General features: G+C 46.6%; 14 protein-coding genes. All 14 read left to right on the top strand.

The window, feature by feature from the left end:
- Positions 1-17: 17 nt before the first annotated feature.
- The 14 genes from nusA to dut all read left to right on the top strand — a co-directional run bounded on the left by nusA (position 18) and on the right by dut (position 13119).
- Positions 18-1121 (top strand): transcription termination factor NusA, encoded by a 1104-nt coding sequence (gene nusA, locus I8U27_RS09080; RefSeq protein ID WP_181751616.1) that lies wholly within the window; start codon positions 18-20, stop codon positions 1119-1121.
- A 53-nt stretch (positions 1122-1174) separates the two neighbouring features.
- On the top strand, positions 1175-1453 hold the full coding sequence (rnpM, locus tag I8U27_RS09075) for an RNase P modulator RnpM (RefSeq protein ID WP_181751617.1): 279 nt from the start codon (positions 1175-1177) through the stop codon (positions 1451-1453).
- On the top strand, positions 1446-1742 hold the full coding sequence (locus I8U27_RS09070; protein WP_181751618.1) for a YlxQ family RNA-binding protein: 297 nt from the start codon (positions 1446-1448) through the stop codon (positions 1740-1742). Before rnpM ends, I8U27_RS09070 begins: the two co-directional genes overlap by 8 nt.
- A 17-nt stretch (positions 1743-1759) precedes the next feature.
- Positions 1760-4087, top strand: a complete 2328-nt coding sequence (gene infB / locus I8U27_RS09065) for a translation initiation factor IF-2 (protein ID WP_181751619.1) — start codon at positions 1760-1762, stop codon at positions 4085-4087.
- 13 nt (positions 4088-4100) lie between these two features.
- Positions 4101-4370, top strand: a complete 270-nt coding sequence (locus I8U27_RS09060; RefSeq protein ID WP_309506118.1) for a DUF503 domain-containing protein — start codon at positions 4101-4103, stop codon at positions 4368-4370.
- Between the two features lie 24 nt (positions 4371-4394).
- Positions 4395-4751, top strand: a complete 357-nt coding sequence (rbfA, locus tag I8U27_RS09055) for a 30S ribosome-binding factor RbfA (protein ID WP_181751621.1) — start codon at positions 4395-4397, stop codon at positions 4749-4751.
- Entirely contained in the window at positions 4748-5725 is a 978-nt protein-coding gene (locus tag I8U27_RS09050) for a DHH family phosphoesterase (protein WP_181751622.1), read from the top strand. The genes rbfA and I8U27_RS09050 overlap by 4 nt, the downstream gene beginning before the upstream one ends.
- Positions 5722-6639, top strand: coding sequence for a tRNA pseudouridine(55) synthase TruB (gene truB / locus I8U27_RS20985; protein WP_181751623.1), 918 nt, complete (start codon positions 5722-5724; stop codon positions 6637-6639). The genes I8U27_RS09050 and truB overlap by 4 nt, the downstream gene beginning before the upstream one ends.
- Positions 6640-7581 (top strand): bifunctional riboflavin kinase/FAD synthetase, encoded by a 942-nt coding sequence (locus tag I8U27_RS09040; protein ID WP_181751624.1) that lies wholly within the window; start codon positions 6640-6642, stop codon positions 7579-7581.
- A gap of 157 nt (positions 7582-7738) precedes the next feature.
- Positions 7739-8008, top strand: a complete 270-nt coding sequence (gene rpsO / locus I8U27_RS09035) for a 30S ribosomal protein S15 (RefSeq protein ID WP_181751625.1) — start codon at positions 7739-7741, stop codon at positions 8006-8008.
- Between the two features lie 131 nt (positions 8009-8139).
- A complete protein-coding gene (pnp, locus tag I8U27_RS09030; RefSeq protein WP_181751626.1) occupies positions 8140-10260 on the top strand; it encodes a polyribonucleotide nucleotidyltransferase in 2121 nt (706 codons plus the stop codon).
- Between the two features lie 120 nt (positions 10261-10380).
- A complete protein-coding gene (locus I8U27_RS09025; protein WP_181751627.1) occupies positions 10381-11358 on the top strand; it encodes a polysaccharide deacetylase family protein in 978 nt (325 codons plus the stop codon).
- 71 nt (positions 11359-11429) lie between these two features.
- On the top strand, positions 11430-12683 hold the full coding sequence (locus I8U27_RS09020) for a M16 family metallopeptidase (protein WP_181751628.1): 1254 nt from the start codon (positions 11430-11432) through the stop codon (positions 12681-12683).
- Positions 12673-13119 (top strand): dUTP diphosphatase, encoded by a 447-nt coding sequence (gene dut / locus I8U27_RS09015; RefSeq protein WP_181751752.1) that lies wholly within the window; start codon positions 12673-12675, stop codon positions 13117-13119. Before I8U27_RS09020 ends, dut begins: the two co-directional genes overlap by 11 nt.

Below are 13119 nucleotides of genomic sequence, written 5' to 3'. Positions count from 1 at the left end.
AGGGAGGAAGAAGACCGATGAATGCTGAGTTCATCGAGGCCCTCGGTCAACTGGAGAAAGAAAAGGGAATCAGTAAGGATATCTTGATTGACGCGATTGAGGCAGCACTTATTTCCGGTTACAAACGCAACTTTCACTCTGCGCAAAATGTACGAGTAGATATAAACCGCAATAATGGGCAGGTTCGTGTTTTTGCCAGAAAAACTGTGGTGGAAGATGTGCTGGATCCGCGCCTGGAAATTTCATTAGAAGCGGCACGGGAAATGAATCCTGCCTATCAACTGGGAGATATTGTAGAGATTGAGGTAACTCCTGCCGATTTTGGCCGCATTGCCGCCCAAACGGCGAAACAAGTAGTTACACAACGAATTCGCGAGGCTGAACGAAGTATCATCTATCAGAACTTTATCGACAAAGAAGATGATATTGTAACCGGAATTGTACAGCGTGCGGATAATCGTTATTACTATATCGATTTGGGCCGTATTGAAGCTTTGCTGCCTCACAACGAAACGATGCCCGGGGAGCGGTTTAAGCATGGGGATCGAGTAAAGACGTATATTACCAAGGTGGAAAAATCGACGAAAGGACCTCAGATCTTTGTTTCCCGTACGCATCCGGGGCTTTTGAAACGTTTGTTTGAACTGGAAGTGCCAGAGATCTACGATGGAGTTGTAGAAATCCGCTCCGTATCCAGGGAAGCCGGATACCGCTCCAAAGTTGCCGTTTATTCCCGCGACCCCAATGTCGACCCTGTTGGCGCGTGTGTAGGCCATCGTGGCATGCGTGTACAAACGGTTGTTAATGAGTTGCGGGGAGAAAAAATCGATATTGTGCGCTGGTCTGAAAATACAGAAGAGTGGATTGCCAATTCCCTCAGCCCTTCCAAAGTTATTTCGGTAACCATTTTTGAAGATCAAAAAATGGCACGGGTTGTGGTACCTGATCATCAGCTTTCCCTTGCGATCGGTAAAGAAGGGCAAAATGCACGATTGGCGGCTAAATTGACAAACTGGAAAATCGATATCAAAAGTGAATCGGAAGCAACCGACAATCCGGAGGCAGAGACGGAAAGCATGGAAGTGACTGAACCGGCCTCTGCTGCTGAAGAGCAAGAATAAACAGGGCTTTGCTCCAATTCAACTTTTTCAAGAGTGTGGAGGTTGACGGGAGTATGAAGCAACGGAAAATTCCCATGCGCAAATGTGTAGCATCACAGGAGATGTTTCCCAAAAAAAGTTTAATTCGGGTGGTTCGTACGCCGGAAAATGAGATTATCATTGATCCGACCGGAAAAAAGTCCGGACGTGGCGCCTATCTCTGTGCCAAATTAGAATATATCGATTTAGCACAAAAGAAAAAAGCGTTAGACCGTGCTTTAAAAGTTCAAGTTTCACCGGAAATTTACGACCAACTGCGCGAGTATGTAAAGCTGGTACCATCTGATGAATAAATTATACCAGTTGCTCGGGCTTGCAATGCGAGCAGGGAAAATCATTTCCGGTGAGTATTTGGTGCTCAGGGAAGTTCGATCGGGAAAGGTTCATCTTGTATTACTGGCAACCGATGCGGCTAAAAACACGGAAAAAAAAATCACCGATAAGTGTTTTACTTATAAGGTCCCGATCATCAGATACGGAACAAGACAAGAGTTGGGGAAAGCCATCGGAAAAGTTGAACGGGTGGTCATTGCTGTGACTGATCCCGGATTTGCCCGTTCAATACAAAAGTTCGTTCAGTAACTGACGGGGGTGACGGTATGAGCAAAATGCGTGTATATGAATACGCCAAACAAATGAATATGAGCAGCAAAGAAGTGCTGACCATTCTGGAACGCATGGACTTAAAAGTAAACAATCATATGAGTGTGATGGATGAAGGAATGATACAAAAAGTGGAGCAATTTATCAGCAAAGTAAAACAGGGGGGAAGTACTGCCGGTACAAACCAGCAAGAAAAGCCCCAGGGAGAGAGAAAGACAAGAAACAACAAACCGAATCAACAGCATTCGGGGAATCGCAACCAGAACAAAAGCAACAAACCACAAGCTGCAAACAGTAAGGGACCTCGTCCCAATAGAGCAAACAACAACCAAAATAATGCAAAAGCTAAACCGGCACGTCAGCGTCAAACAGAGGAAAAGCGAAAGCTTGCAACAGATTCAGGAACTTACGATAACCCAAAAGGGAGAAAGTCCGACCACAAAAAAGGTAAATTCACCAAATTTAAAGATGATTCCTCCAAGGAGTCCGGATCGTTCCGTGGAGGAAAAGGCCGGAGCAAGAAAAAAGGAGACAAAAAAGCGGCACCCAGGGAAAAGCAAGCTCCAGTACTCCCAAAAGAAATTACTGTTTCCGGTCCTCTTACCGTCGGTGAATTTGCGAAACTTTTGCGTAAAGAAGCTTCTGAAGTGATCCGCAAGTTGATTTCACTCGGAATCATGGCTACGATCAATCAGGAGATCGATGTGGATACCATGAGTGTGATCGCTGAAGAGTTTGGTGTAACGGTCGAATATAAAGAGGAAGTTGATGAGTCCAACTTTGAAGAACAAGAAGAAAACGATGATCCTGAAGCTCTGGTAGAACGCCCGCCGGTAGTGACAATCATGGGCCATGTAGACCATGGTAAAACTACATTGCTGGATAAAATCCGTCACACCAATGTTACGGCCGGGGAAGCAGGCGGCATTACCCAGCATATCGGTGCTTATCAGGTGGAAATTAATAACAAAAAGATCACTTTCTTAGATACCCCCGGACACGCTGCTTTTACCACAATGCGTGCCCGCGGAGCAAAGGTAACCGACATCACCATTCTCGTCGTGGCCGCAGATGACGGGGTAAAGCCGCAAACTGTTGAAGCGATCAACCATGCGAAGGCAGCCGATGTGCCCATTATCGTTGCCGTAAACAAAATGGATAAACCTGAGGCAAACCCCGATCGTGTCAAGCAACAATTGACTGAACATGGGCTTGTGCCTGAAGAGTGGGGAGGAGAAACCATTTTTGTTCCAGTATCCGCAATCACTGGGGCTGGGATTGATGAACTCCTGGAAATGGTTTTGTTGGTGGCTGAAGTACAAGAATTGAAAGCCAATCCTGACAAGCGCGCCCGGGGGGTTGTCATTGAAGCGGAACTGGATAAAGGCCGCGGGGCGGTAGCTACTGTACTGGTGCAAAACGGAACCTTGAAAGTAGGAGATGGTGTGGTCGCCGGCAACTACTTCGGAAAGATTCGCGCCATGGTCAATGATCGCGGGCGCCGTGTCAAAGTGGCACCCCCGTCTACACCTGTAGAAATTCTTGGTTTATCTGATGTTCCGGGAGCCGGGGATCCCTTCATGGTGTTTGAAGATGAGAAAAAGGGCCGGGCCATTGCCGAAAGACGGATGGCAAAGCAAAAAGAAGAAGAGCGCGGAGGGAACAAGCGCGTCACTCTGGATGATCTGTTCAAGCAGATCCAGGAAGGCGAAATGAAAGAACTGAACGTCATTATTAAAGCTGACGTGCACGGTTCGGCAGAAGCCATGAAAAACTCCCTGGAGAAAATCGATGTAGAAGGTGCCAGAGTAAAAATTATCCATACCGGTGTAGGTGCGATTACCGAGTATGATGTGATTCTCGCCTCTGCTTCCAATGCGATTATTGTCGGATTTAATGTCCGTCCCGAACCTAATGCACGGGCGGTGGCAGACCAGGAGAAAGTGGACATCCGGTTGCACCGTATTATTTACAAGGCGATTGAAGAGATCGAAGCAGCCATGAAAGGGCTTCTTGATCCGGAGTATGAAGAGAAAGTGGTTGGAACTGCGGAAGTTCGGCAAACTTTCAAAGTGTCCAAAGTGGGGACCATTGCCGGTTGCTATGTTACAGAAGGTAAAGTAGTGCGTGATGGACATGTTCGGCTTATCCGCGACGGAATCGTCATTCATGAGGGTAAATTAGATACTCTCAAACGATTTAAAGATGATGCGAAAGAAGTTGCGCAAGGGTATGAATGCGGTATAACCTTGGAAAATTATAATGACATCAAAGAAGGAGATGTCATTGAAGTGTATGTGATCGAAGAAGTGGAGCGGGCCTGAGGTGTTTGTCGGTGTGCAAGAAGTAACGGGGCGGATTATCGGATCTACTTCTTTAAAAGATAAAAGAAGGGTAATCAAAAGCGGTCTGGCAAGGATCAAAAACAAGTTTAATCTTTCCGTTGCGGAAGTGAGCCACCAGGATAACAGGACTTTGACTACCATAGCAATGGCTGGTGTCGGCAGCGATAAAAAAATCATCGAAAAGGAATTGAAGCAGGCTCTTTGTCTTTTAGAGGAGACAGAAGGCTTAGAGGTATTGGAGGCTGCGGTTACCTTTGTGTAAGACTTAGCGGAGGAGGTGTCGGCAATGGCCCGGATCAGAGGGAGCCGTGTCGGCGAACAGGTAAAAAAAGAATTGAGTCAAATCCTTCAACAAGAGATTAAAGACCCCCGCATCGGCTTTGTAACAGTTACTGCCGTAGAGATGAGCGGTGATTTACAAATAGCCAAAGTATATGTCAGTGTGATGGGTACATCAGAAAAGAAACAACAGACGCTTGCCGGATTGGAAAAAGCTAAAGGATATATACGTTCTGAAATCGGACGGCGCATACACCTTCGCCATGTTCCCGAACTGGTCTTTGTTATAGATGAATCGCTGGAACACAGTGAACATATCAGTAAATTGTTGAATGATGTGAACGTCCGGGAGAAGAACCAATGACCATTCAGTTAGAAAAAGCAAATCATTTTATAGGAGAAGCCGATCATCTTCTTGTTGTATCCCATCTCCATCCGGACGGAGATGCGGTCAGTTCAACATTGGCGGCGGCTCAAATGTTCCGTTTGTTGGGGAAAAGGGTTACGATGGTCAATGAATCTCCGATCCCCAAAAAGTTTACTTTTCTGTCGGGAGTGGAAGAAATTCTTCAGCCGGAGCGAGTGATGAATAAATTTCGTTATGTGGTTGCGCTCGATTGTGCCGATGCTGAACGAATGGGAAACAGCCGGGAGCTTTTTGCTGGAGATGTCAAGATTTTAAATATAGACCACCACCCAACCAATGATCACTTTGGAACCGTTAATGTTGTTGAGCCGGGGGCTGCGGCAACTGTGGAAATTTTATTTCAATGGATAGAAAATAATAAGATCCCCTGGAACAAGTCTCTGGCAACCGCCATCTATACCGGATTGCTGACAGATACTGGTGGTTTCCGTTACTCCAATACGAGTTCCCGGGTGCTAAGACAAGCAGCCCACTTAATCGAAATTGGAATCCCGGCTCATATCATAGCAGATACTGTGCTTGAAACGACTACGATTGAGCAGCTTCAGATTCTGCAAACAGCACTTCAATCCTTGCAGAGGACAAAGGATGGATTGATCGCCTGGATGAGTTTGCGTTTGCAGGATTTGCAGCGTATTCGTGCCGCAAATGATGACCTGGATGGAATTGTTAACTATGCCCGCAACATTCTTGGAGTTGATGTGGGAATTCTGTTTCGGGAAACTGAGCAACAAACTGTGAAAGTAAGCTTTCGTTCCCGTTCCCGGGTGGATGTGGGAAGTGTGGCCAAGTCACTTGGCGGCGGTGGACATGCCAGGGCCGCAGGCTGCACATTTCAAGGCACCCTCGAAGAAGCGCAACGTCAAATCCTCTCCCGTGTCCAAGCCGAACTGGAGCGTGACGGAAAGTGACGATCCATGGAATCATCCCTGTTTATAAACCTAAAGGATATACTTCGCACGATATCGTGGCCCGTGTTCGCCGCCTTGCCGGGCAAAAGAAAGTAGGGCATACAGGTACGCTTGATCCCGAGGTAGAGGGAGTGCTCCCGGTTTGTCTGGGACAGGCGACAAGATTGGTGGAATATATCCAGGAGATGCCGAAGCGATACAGTGGTTCCTTTATGCTCGGGATTTCAACAGATACCCAGGATCAAACTGGAACGGTTTTAGAAAAGGCTGTTGTATCAAATATAGATTTACCAACTGTCGAAAAAGTTTTTGGACAGTTTCACGGTGAAATTAAGCAAATACCACCGATGTATTCTGCGGTGAAAGTACAAGGCCGCCGCTTGTATGATTTGGCGCGAAGCGGACATGAGGTTGAACGTCCTTCCCGGAAAGTGACGATTTATCAGCTGATCTGTACCGGCTTCACACCAGGAGAATATCCGGTTGTTCACTTCGATGTTATTTGCTCCAAAGGAACATATATCCGAACGCTCTGTGTGGATATCGGACAAGCTCTTGGTGTTCCTGCCCATATGTGCTCCCTGACCAGGACGGAGAGCGGCCCCTTCCATTTGGACGATTGCTATACATTGGATGAATTACAGCAAGTTTCGGAACAACAGGCTTGGGTGGATGTCCTGACAGCACTCGATGAAGTGTTGGGCCAGTTTCCAAGCCTGATTGTAAGTGTCGAGGATGCAGCACGGGTACTCGACGGTTGGCCTCTTCGTCTAGAAAATGGGCCTCTGTCTTTGTACAAAGAGGGAACTTTGCTTCGTGTCTACTCAGAAACAGGATCTTTTTGTGCCTTATACCGCTTGGGGCAAGAAGGATTGGCCAAGCCGGAAAAAGTGTTTCGGGATGTGGAAAGTTAAATGCAAACCAAATTTTTGACATACCCCTTCGATCAATGTGAACCGGAGCAGCATATTTCTCTGGCAATCGGTTATTTTGACGGAGTTCATCGCGGTCACCAGGCAGTGATTGCTGAAGCGAAAGCAGTAGCAAAAGAGATGGATGCCATTCCTGCAGTGATGACATTTTACCCTCATCCGCGGGAAGTATTGGGACATGCGAACATTACCCGTTATTTAACCCCTCTCCCCGAAAAATTGAGGCAATTTGCCAAATCGGGGGTAGAGTGTACGTACGTGATCAAGTTTGATCTTACTTTTGCCGCCCTCTCCCAAGAAGAATTTGTACATAAAGTACTTGTTCCCCTTGGTGTGAAAGGGGTAACCGTTGGCTATAACTTTACCTTTGGGCGTGAGGCTTCAGGAAAAGCATCTGACCTTGAAAGATTGGGAAAAGGGATTTATGTTGCGCGGGTGGTTGATCCCATTGAGGCCGGGGGGATTGTTGTCAGCAGTACGCGTTTGCGCCAGGCCCTGGCTCAAGGGGAAATGGAAGCCGCAGCACAGATTTTAGGCAGAAATTATCTAATTGAAGGGAAAGTTGTACCCGGTGACAGGCGCGGACGTCTGCTTGGATTCCCAACAGCTAATCTGGCTCTAGAACAGCCTTTTTTGACTCCACGTCGCGGGGTCTATGTTGTAAAAGTTCAATATGGTGAGAATCAGGCAACAGGAATTATGAATATCGGAGTCCGTCCCACTTTTTCAGACCCCACCCCCCGGGAGAGGCTGGAGGTCCATCTGTTTGACCGTGAAGTTGATCTGTATGGACAAGTGTTAAGGGTTGAGTTTCTTCATTTTATCCGTGACGAAAAGAAATTTCCTTCCGTTGATGCTTTGATCGACCAGATCCGTTCGGACAAAAAGCTGGCAGAGGAATGGCTGGCAACCTCTGTTGAGTAATGTGCTTGTGTGCATTTATTTTACTCTTTCTTTTATTTGTGTTATACTTGTTCGGTAGCAGTTATTGTAGCTGCTGTCAGCTAACCTTGGCTCGGATGTTCGATAGCCTCGGCGATCATCTGGGTCATGGGGTTTCAGGTAAAAGGAGGTGCCAACATTGGCTTTATCGAATGAGCGTAAAAAAGAAATTATCGCTGAGTTTAAAACACATGAAGGCGATACTGGATCTCCGGAAGTGCAAATTGCTATACTGACGCATCGCATTAACGAATTAAACACTCATTTGAGAGATCACAAGAAAGATCACCATTCTCGCCGTGGTCTTTTGAAAATGGTAGGTCAACGCCGTAACTTGCTGAACTACCTCAAAAATAAAGACATTACTCGTTATCGTCAGCTCATCCAAAAACTTGGATTGCGTCGGTAATCAAAAGCGGGGTGCCTTTACCCCGCTTTTAACGTACTCTTTTCCTTTTAAAATAGTGTGAGAAGGAACATAATGTACATATGAAGAAGTATGAATGTTGTTCGTGATTGAGAGGAGGAAATGACTGTATTATGGAATCAGCAATATTTGAAACGGAACTTGCAGGACGGAGTTTATCTTTGGAAGTTGGAAAATTTGCAGGACTTGCCAATGGTTCTGTGATGGTTCGCTATGGAGATACCGCAGTCCTTGCAACAGCTGTCGCATCCAAAGAACCGAAGGATACAGACTTTTTTCCACTGACGGTCAATTATGAGGAACGATTGTATGCGGTAGGAAAAATCCCTGGCGGGTTTATTAAGAGAGAAGGACGGCCCAGTGAAAAGGCCATCTTGGCCAGCCGTTTGATTGACCGCCCCATTCGCCCTTTATTTGACGAGGGTTTTCGTCACGAAGTGCAAGTGGTTACCACGGTTATGTCGGTCGACCAGGATTGCTCGACCGAGGTCGCGGCAATGATTGGCGCTTCTGCAGCACTTTCGATTTCGGACATCCCGTTTCGTGGGCCGATTGCCGGAGTGATCGTCGGGCGGGTCGACGGACAATTTATTATCAACCCTACCGTCGAGCAAATGGAAAAATCAGATTTGCATCTGGTTGTCGCCGGCACCAAAGACGGCATTAACATGGTGGAAGCGGGATCGGATGAGATTCCCGAAGAGACAGTTCTTGAAGCGATTCTCTTTGGCCACGAAGTGATTAAAGAGATGGTTGCTTTCCAGGAAGAAGTGGTCGCAAAAGCAGGTCAGCCTGAGATGGAAACGGTATTGTATGAGGTGGACAGAGACATAGACCTCCGTGTGAGGGAACTGGCTACAGAAAGCTTAATCGAGGCTGTCCAGGTGGCGGAAAAACATGCCCGTCAGGATGCGATTGATCAGGTGAAAGCGCAGGTTGCAGAGCAATTGGCTCAAGAACTGGGAGAAGTAGTTTATCCGGAAAAAGAGAAAGATATCCAGATGACTTTGGATAAGATTGTGAAGGAAGAAGTGCGTCGTTTGATCCTGGAGCAAGGGAAGCGCCCTGACGGACGGAGCACGGAAGAGATTCGTCCTTTATCCAGTGAAGTAGATATCTTACCGCGCACGCACGGTTCCGGACTGTTTAGACGCGGACAAACTCAAGTGTTAAGTGTTTGTACACTGGGAGCTCTGGGGGATGTACAAATTTTGGACGGACTGGATTTGGAAGAATCCAAACGGTTTATGCACCACTATAACTTCCCTCCGTTCAGTGTGGGTGAAGCCCGTCCATTACGCGGTCCCGGTCGTCGTGAAATTGGGCACGGAGCGTTAGGTGAACGTGCGTTGGAACCGGTCATCCCTTCTGAAGACGAATTTCCCTATACGATCCGTCTTGTCTCGGAGGTACTGGAGTCTAACGGTTCTACCTCGCAGGCAAGCATCTGTGCCTCAACGCTCGCTTTGATGCATGCTGGTGTGCCGATTAAGGCACCAGTGGCCGGAATTGCGATGGGCCTTGTGAAAGAGGGAGACAAAGTAACGGTTCTTACCGACATTCAGGGAATGGAAGATCATTTGGGGGATATGGATTTTAAAGTAGCGGGAACACGAAAAGGTGTAACTGCACTGCAGATGGATATCAAAATTGACGGGATTAATCGTGAAATCCTGGAAAGAGCACTCGAACAGGCGAAAAAAGCACGTATGGCCATTCTGGACAACATGGAAGCAGCTATTGCTGAACCGCGGAAGCAACTTTCACCATATGCTCCAAAAATCCTTACGATGCGAATTCACCCTGATAAAATCAGGGATGTGATCGGACCGAGCGGTCGTGTGATTAATAAAATTATTGAGGAAACCGGCGTGAAAATCGATATTGAACAAGACGGCCGGATCTACATCGCTTCCCCGGATGAGTCCCAAAACGAGAAAGCGAAGAAAATCATTGAAGATCTGGTACGCGAGGTTGTTGTAGGTGAAACTTATCTCGGAACGGTAAAACGGGTGGAAAAATACGGGGCATTTGTGGAAATCTTCGCCGGAAAAGAGGGTCTGGTTCATATTTCGCAATTAGATGTGAATCGGGTAGCCAAAGTGACTGATGTAGTGAACGTCGGTGACTCCATCCTTGTAAAAGTCACAGAGATTGATGATCAGGGTCGCATCAATCTTTCGCGCAAAGCAGTATTGAAGGAAGAAGCAAAGGACCAAAAAAAGCCTTCATAACTTCATAGCAGCTTACAACAAAAGAGTCAGAGCGATCTGCCTCTTTTTTTATGCCTGTTAACCGGAAGAGAATAGGGAGTTGTCCATGCGCATAAGTTACAAACAGGAGGTGGTTAAGCCTTGACTTTACCTGTGAGAGTGGCCGGACTCGTTTTGTCCGCCGTATTTGTTGTCTTTCTTGTGCAATCTCCACCAGTTGCTTCTTACGTTACATCCGTAAAAGAACACAACTCCGTACCCGCTTTTTTTCAAACAGACGAGGCCAGTTTGATTCGTGAAAAAGTGAAAAAAGAAGCTGCAAAACGATACATAAAACCGATTGATGCAAGGATTGACCGGGTATGGAAAGCGATTCCGGGACTCAATGGCCGCAAAGTAGATGTGGAGGCGACGGTAGAGAAAACGATAAAGCAAAAAAATAAAAATGAAATTGCCTGGGTTTACAGGGAGATTCCCCCGCAAAAATCATTGGATGATCTGGGAGCCCAACCGATCTACCGAGGCAATGAGCAAAAGAAGGCTGCTGCCATCATGGTCAACGTTGCCTGGGGAACAGAATATCTCCCGGCCATGCTGGATATTTTAGCCAAAGAAAAAGTGAAGGCTACTTTTTTTCTCGACGGTTCGTGGCTGTCCAAACATCCCGAGGAAGCAAAGAAAATTTTGCGGGCAGGCCATGAAATTGGCAACCACGCTTATTCACATCCTTTGATGAGTCAAATTTCCCGCGAGCGCATCATCAGAGAAATTACTCGTACACAAAAACTGATTCAAGATACACTTCATGTTCAAAGCCGTTGGTTTGCTCCCCCGGCAGGAGACTTTAGTCGTCAGGTATTGGAAGCGGCTCAGGAGCAAAGAATGAAAACGGTCTTGTGGACCGTCGATACAGTTGATTGGAGAAAATCATCAACTCCGGAAATGATGGTGAGCAGAATTGAGAAAAATATTGGTCCTGGCCATTTAATCCTGACACATCCGACAGACCGGACTGTGAAAGCGTTGCCTCAAATCATTCGTACGGTCAAGAGAAAAGGAATAAAATTAGGAACAGTAGGCGATGTCCTCTCTTCCAAACGATTGGACACGATTGAGTGAGCCAAGCAGATTTGATATAGTAGGGATATTGCTCTGACAGGCCGTTTGATCGTTGATAAGGAGGCTATTTTGTGATTGTTAAACATTCTTTACCAAATGGAATCCGTATCGTTGCTGAACAAATTCCCTATGTACGATCAGTCGCGCTTGGCATCTGGATCGGAACAGGTTCAGAAAATGAGACCCTACGCGATAATGGAATCTCCCATTTTATTGAACATATGATGTTTAAAGGAACCAAAACCCGCACTGCCCGCCAGCTTGCAGAGGCGTTTGACGAAATTGGCGGCCATGTTAATGCCTTTACCTCCAAAGAAATCACCTGTTATTATGCGAAAATACTGGATCAGCATTTTCCTCTTTCCCTCGAAATTCTGGCAGATATGTTCTTTGAATCTATATTTGCCGAAGAGGAGATTGAAAAAGAAAAAAAGGTGATTATCGAGGAAATTCGGATGGTGGAGGATACCCCGGATGATTTAGTCCATGATTTGTTGTCCGAAGCTTCCCTGGGAGCTCATTCCCTGGCATACCCGGTGCTCGGCAGTGTGGAAAATGTGAGGAGTTTTAACAGGGAGGACTTGCTTCGCTATAAGGAGCGTTATTATAACCCGCATAATGTAGTGATCGCGATCGCAGGGAATTTGCCTGATGATTACTTAGACCAGATCGAATCAGCGTTTTACCGTCATCAAGGTGAGTTTGTCCCTGTAAAAGAAGAATCACCCACATTTACACCGATGATCAAGTTAAAGCAAAAGGCAACAGAACAAACTCATCTTTGTCTGGGACTGCCGGGTTTGTCCATCGGTGACCCGCGCATATATACTTTGGTTTTATTAAATAATGTATTGGGTGGCAATATGAGTTCCCGGTTGTTTCAGGAGATCAGGGAAGAACGCGGACTTGCATACTCTGTTTTTTCCTATCATTCCGCCCATCGGGAAACGGGAATGCTGGCGATTTACGCCGGGACGGCACACGGACAAGAAAATGAAGTGCTTGAGTGCATTCAGAACATCTTAGAGCAGGTAATCCGACATGGCCTGACCCCGTTTGAGTTGAATAAAGCCAAAGAACAATTAAAGGGCAGCCTGATGCTCGGGTTGGAAAGCACCAACAATCGCATGAGCCGTTTAGGACGTAACGAACTATTGCTGGGAAGGCATCTGACCCTGGATGAGATCATAGAAAGTGTAGAAGAAATTACACTTGATGAAGTGAATATATTAGCCCGGGAGATCTTTTCGTCACCGATGTCTTTAGCTATCATTTCCCCGGAAGGAAAAGTACCGTCAACTTTTGGGAGGAATAATCTTGCTTAATATCCAAATTATTCAATTGCCAGGAAACGAAGATATACCTCTTCCTGTTAAAATGTCTTCCGGTTCCAGTGGATTTGATCTTCATGCTGCAGTATCCGAATCTGTACACATTCAGCCGGGAAAATGGAAGATGATTCCTACTGGCATTGCCATTTCCATGCCTCATGGACTGGAGGCCCAGGTCCGCCCGCGAAGTGGCCTCGCATTTAAGCATGGTATTTCCGTGTTGAACAGCCCGGGTACGATTGATGCTGATTATCGTGGAGAAATTGGCATCATCCTCCTTAACCTGGGAGAGGAAACCTTCACAGTTGAACGCGGACATCGTATTGCCCAGTTAGTATTTATGCAGGTACCCAACGTTCAGTTACAAGTGGTGGAGCAGCTGGATGAGACTTCACGTGGTTCAGGTGGTTTCGGACATACGGGTAAATAG

This window comes from Paenactinomyces guangxiensis, assembly GCF_016055185.1.
Lineage (GTDB): Bacteria > Bacillota > Bacilli > Thermoactinomycetales > Thermoactinomycetaceae > Paenactinomyces > Paenactinomyces guangxiensis.
This window is presented reverse-complemented; position numbering and strand designations above follow the sequence as displayed.

What these genes read in the sequence shown, in the direction of transcription:
- nusA (WP_181751616.1), top strand. Translation starts at nt 18, where the DNA reads ATGAATGCTGAGTTCATCGAGGCCCTCGGTCAACTGGAGAAAGAAAAG.
- rnpM (WP_181751617.1), top strand. Translation starts at nt 1,175, where the DNA reads ATGAAGCAACGGAAAATTCCCATGCGCAAATGTGTAGCATCACAGGAG.
- I8U27_RS09070 (WP_181751618.1), top strand. Translation starts at nt 1,446, where the DNA reads ATGAATAAATTATACCAGTTGCTCGGGCTTGCAATGCGAGCAGGGAAA.
- infB (WP_181751619.1), top strand. Translation starts at nt 1,760, where the DNA reads ATGAGCAAAATGCGTGTATATGAATACGCCAAACAAATGAATATGAGC.
- rbfA (WP_181751621.1), top strand. Translation starts at nt 4,395, where the DNA reads ATGGCCCGGATCAGAGGGAGCCGTGTCGGCGAACAGGTAAAAAAAGAA.
- I8U27_RS09050 (WP_181751622.1), top strand. Translation starts at nt 4,748, where the DNA reads ATGACCATTCAGTTAGAAAAAGCAAATCATTTTATAGGAGAAGCCGAT.
- I8U27_RS09040 (WP_181751624.1), top strand. Translation starts at nt 6,640, where the DNA reads ATGCAAACCAAATTTTTGACATACCCCTTCGATCAATGTGAACCGGAG.
- pnp (WP_181751626.1), top strand. Translation starts at nt 8,140, where the DNA reads ATGGAATCAGCAATATTTGAAACGGAACTTGCAGGACGGAGTTTATCT.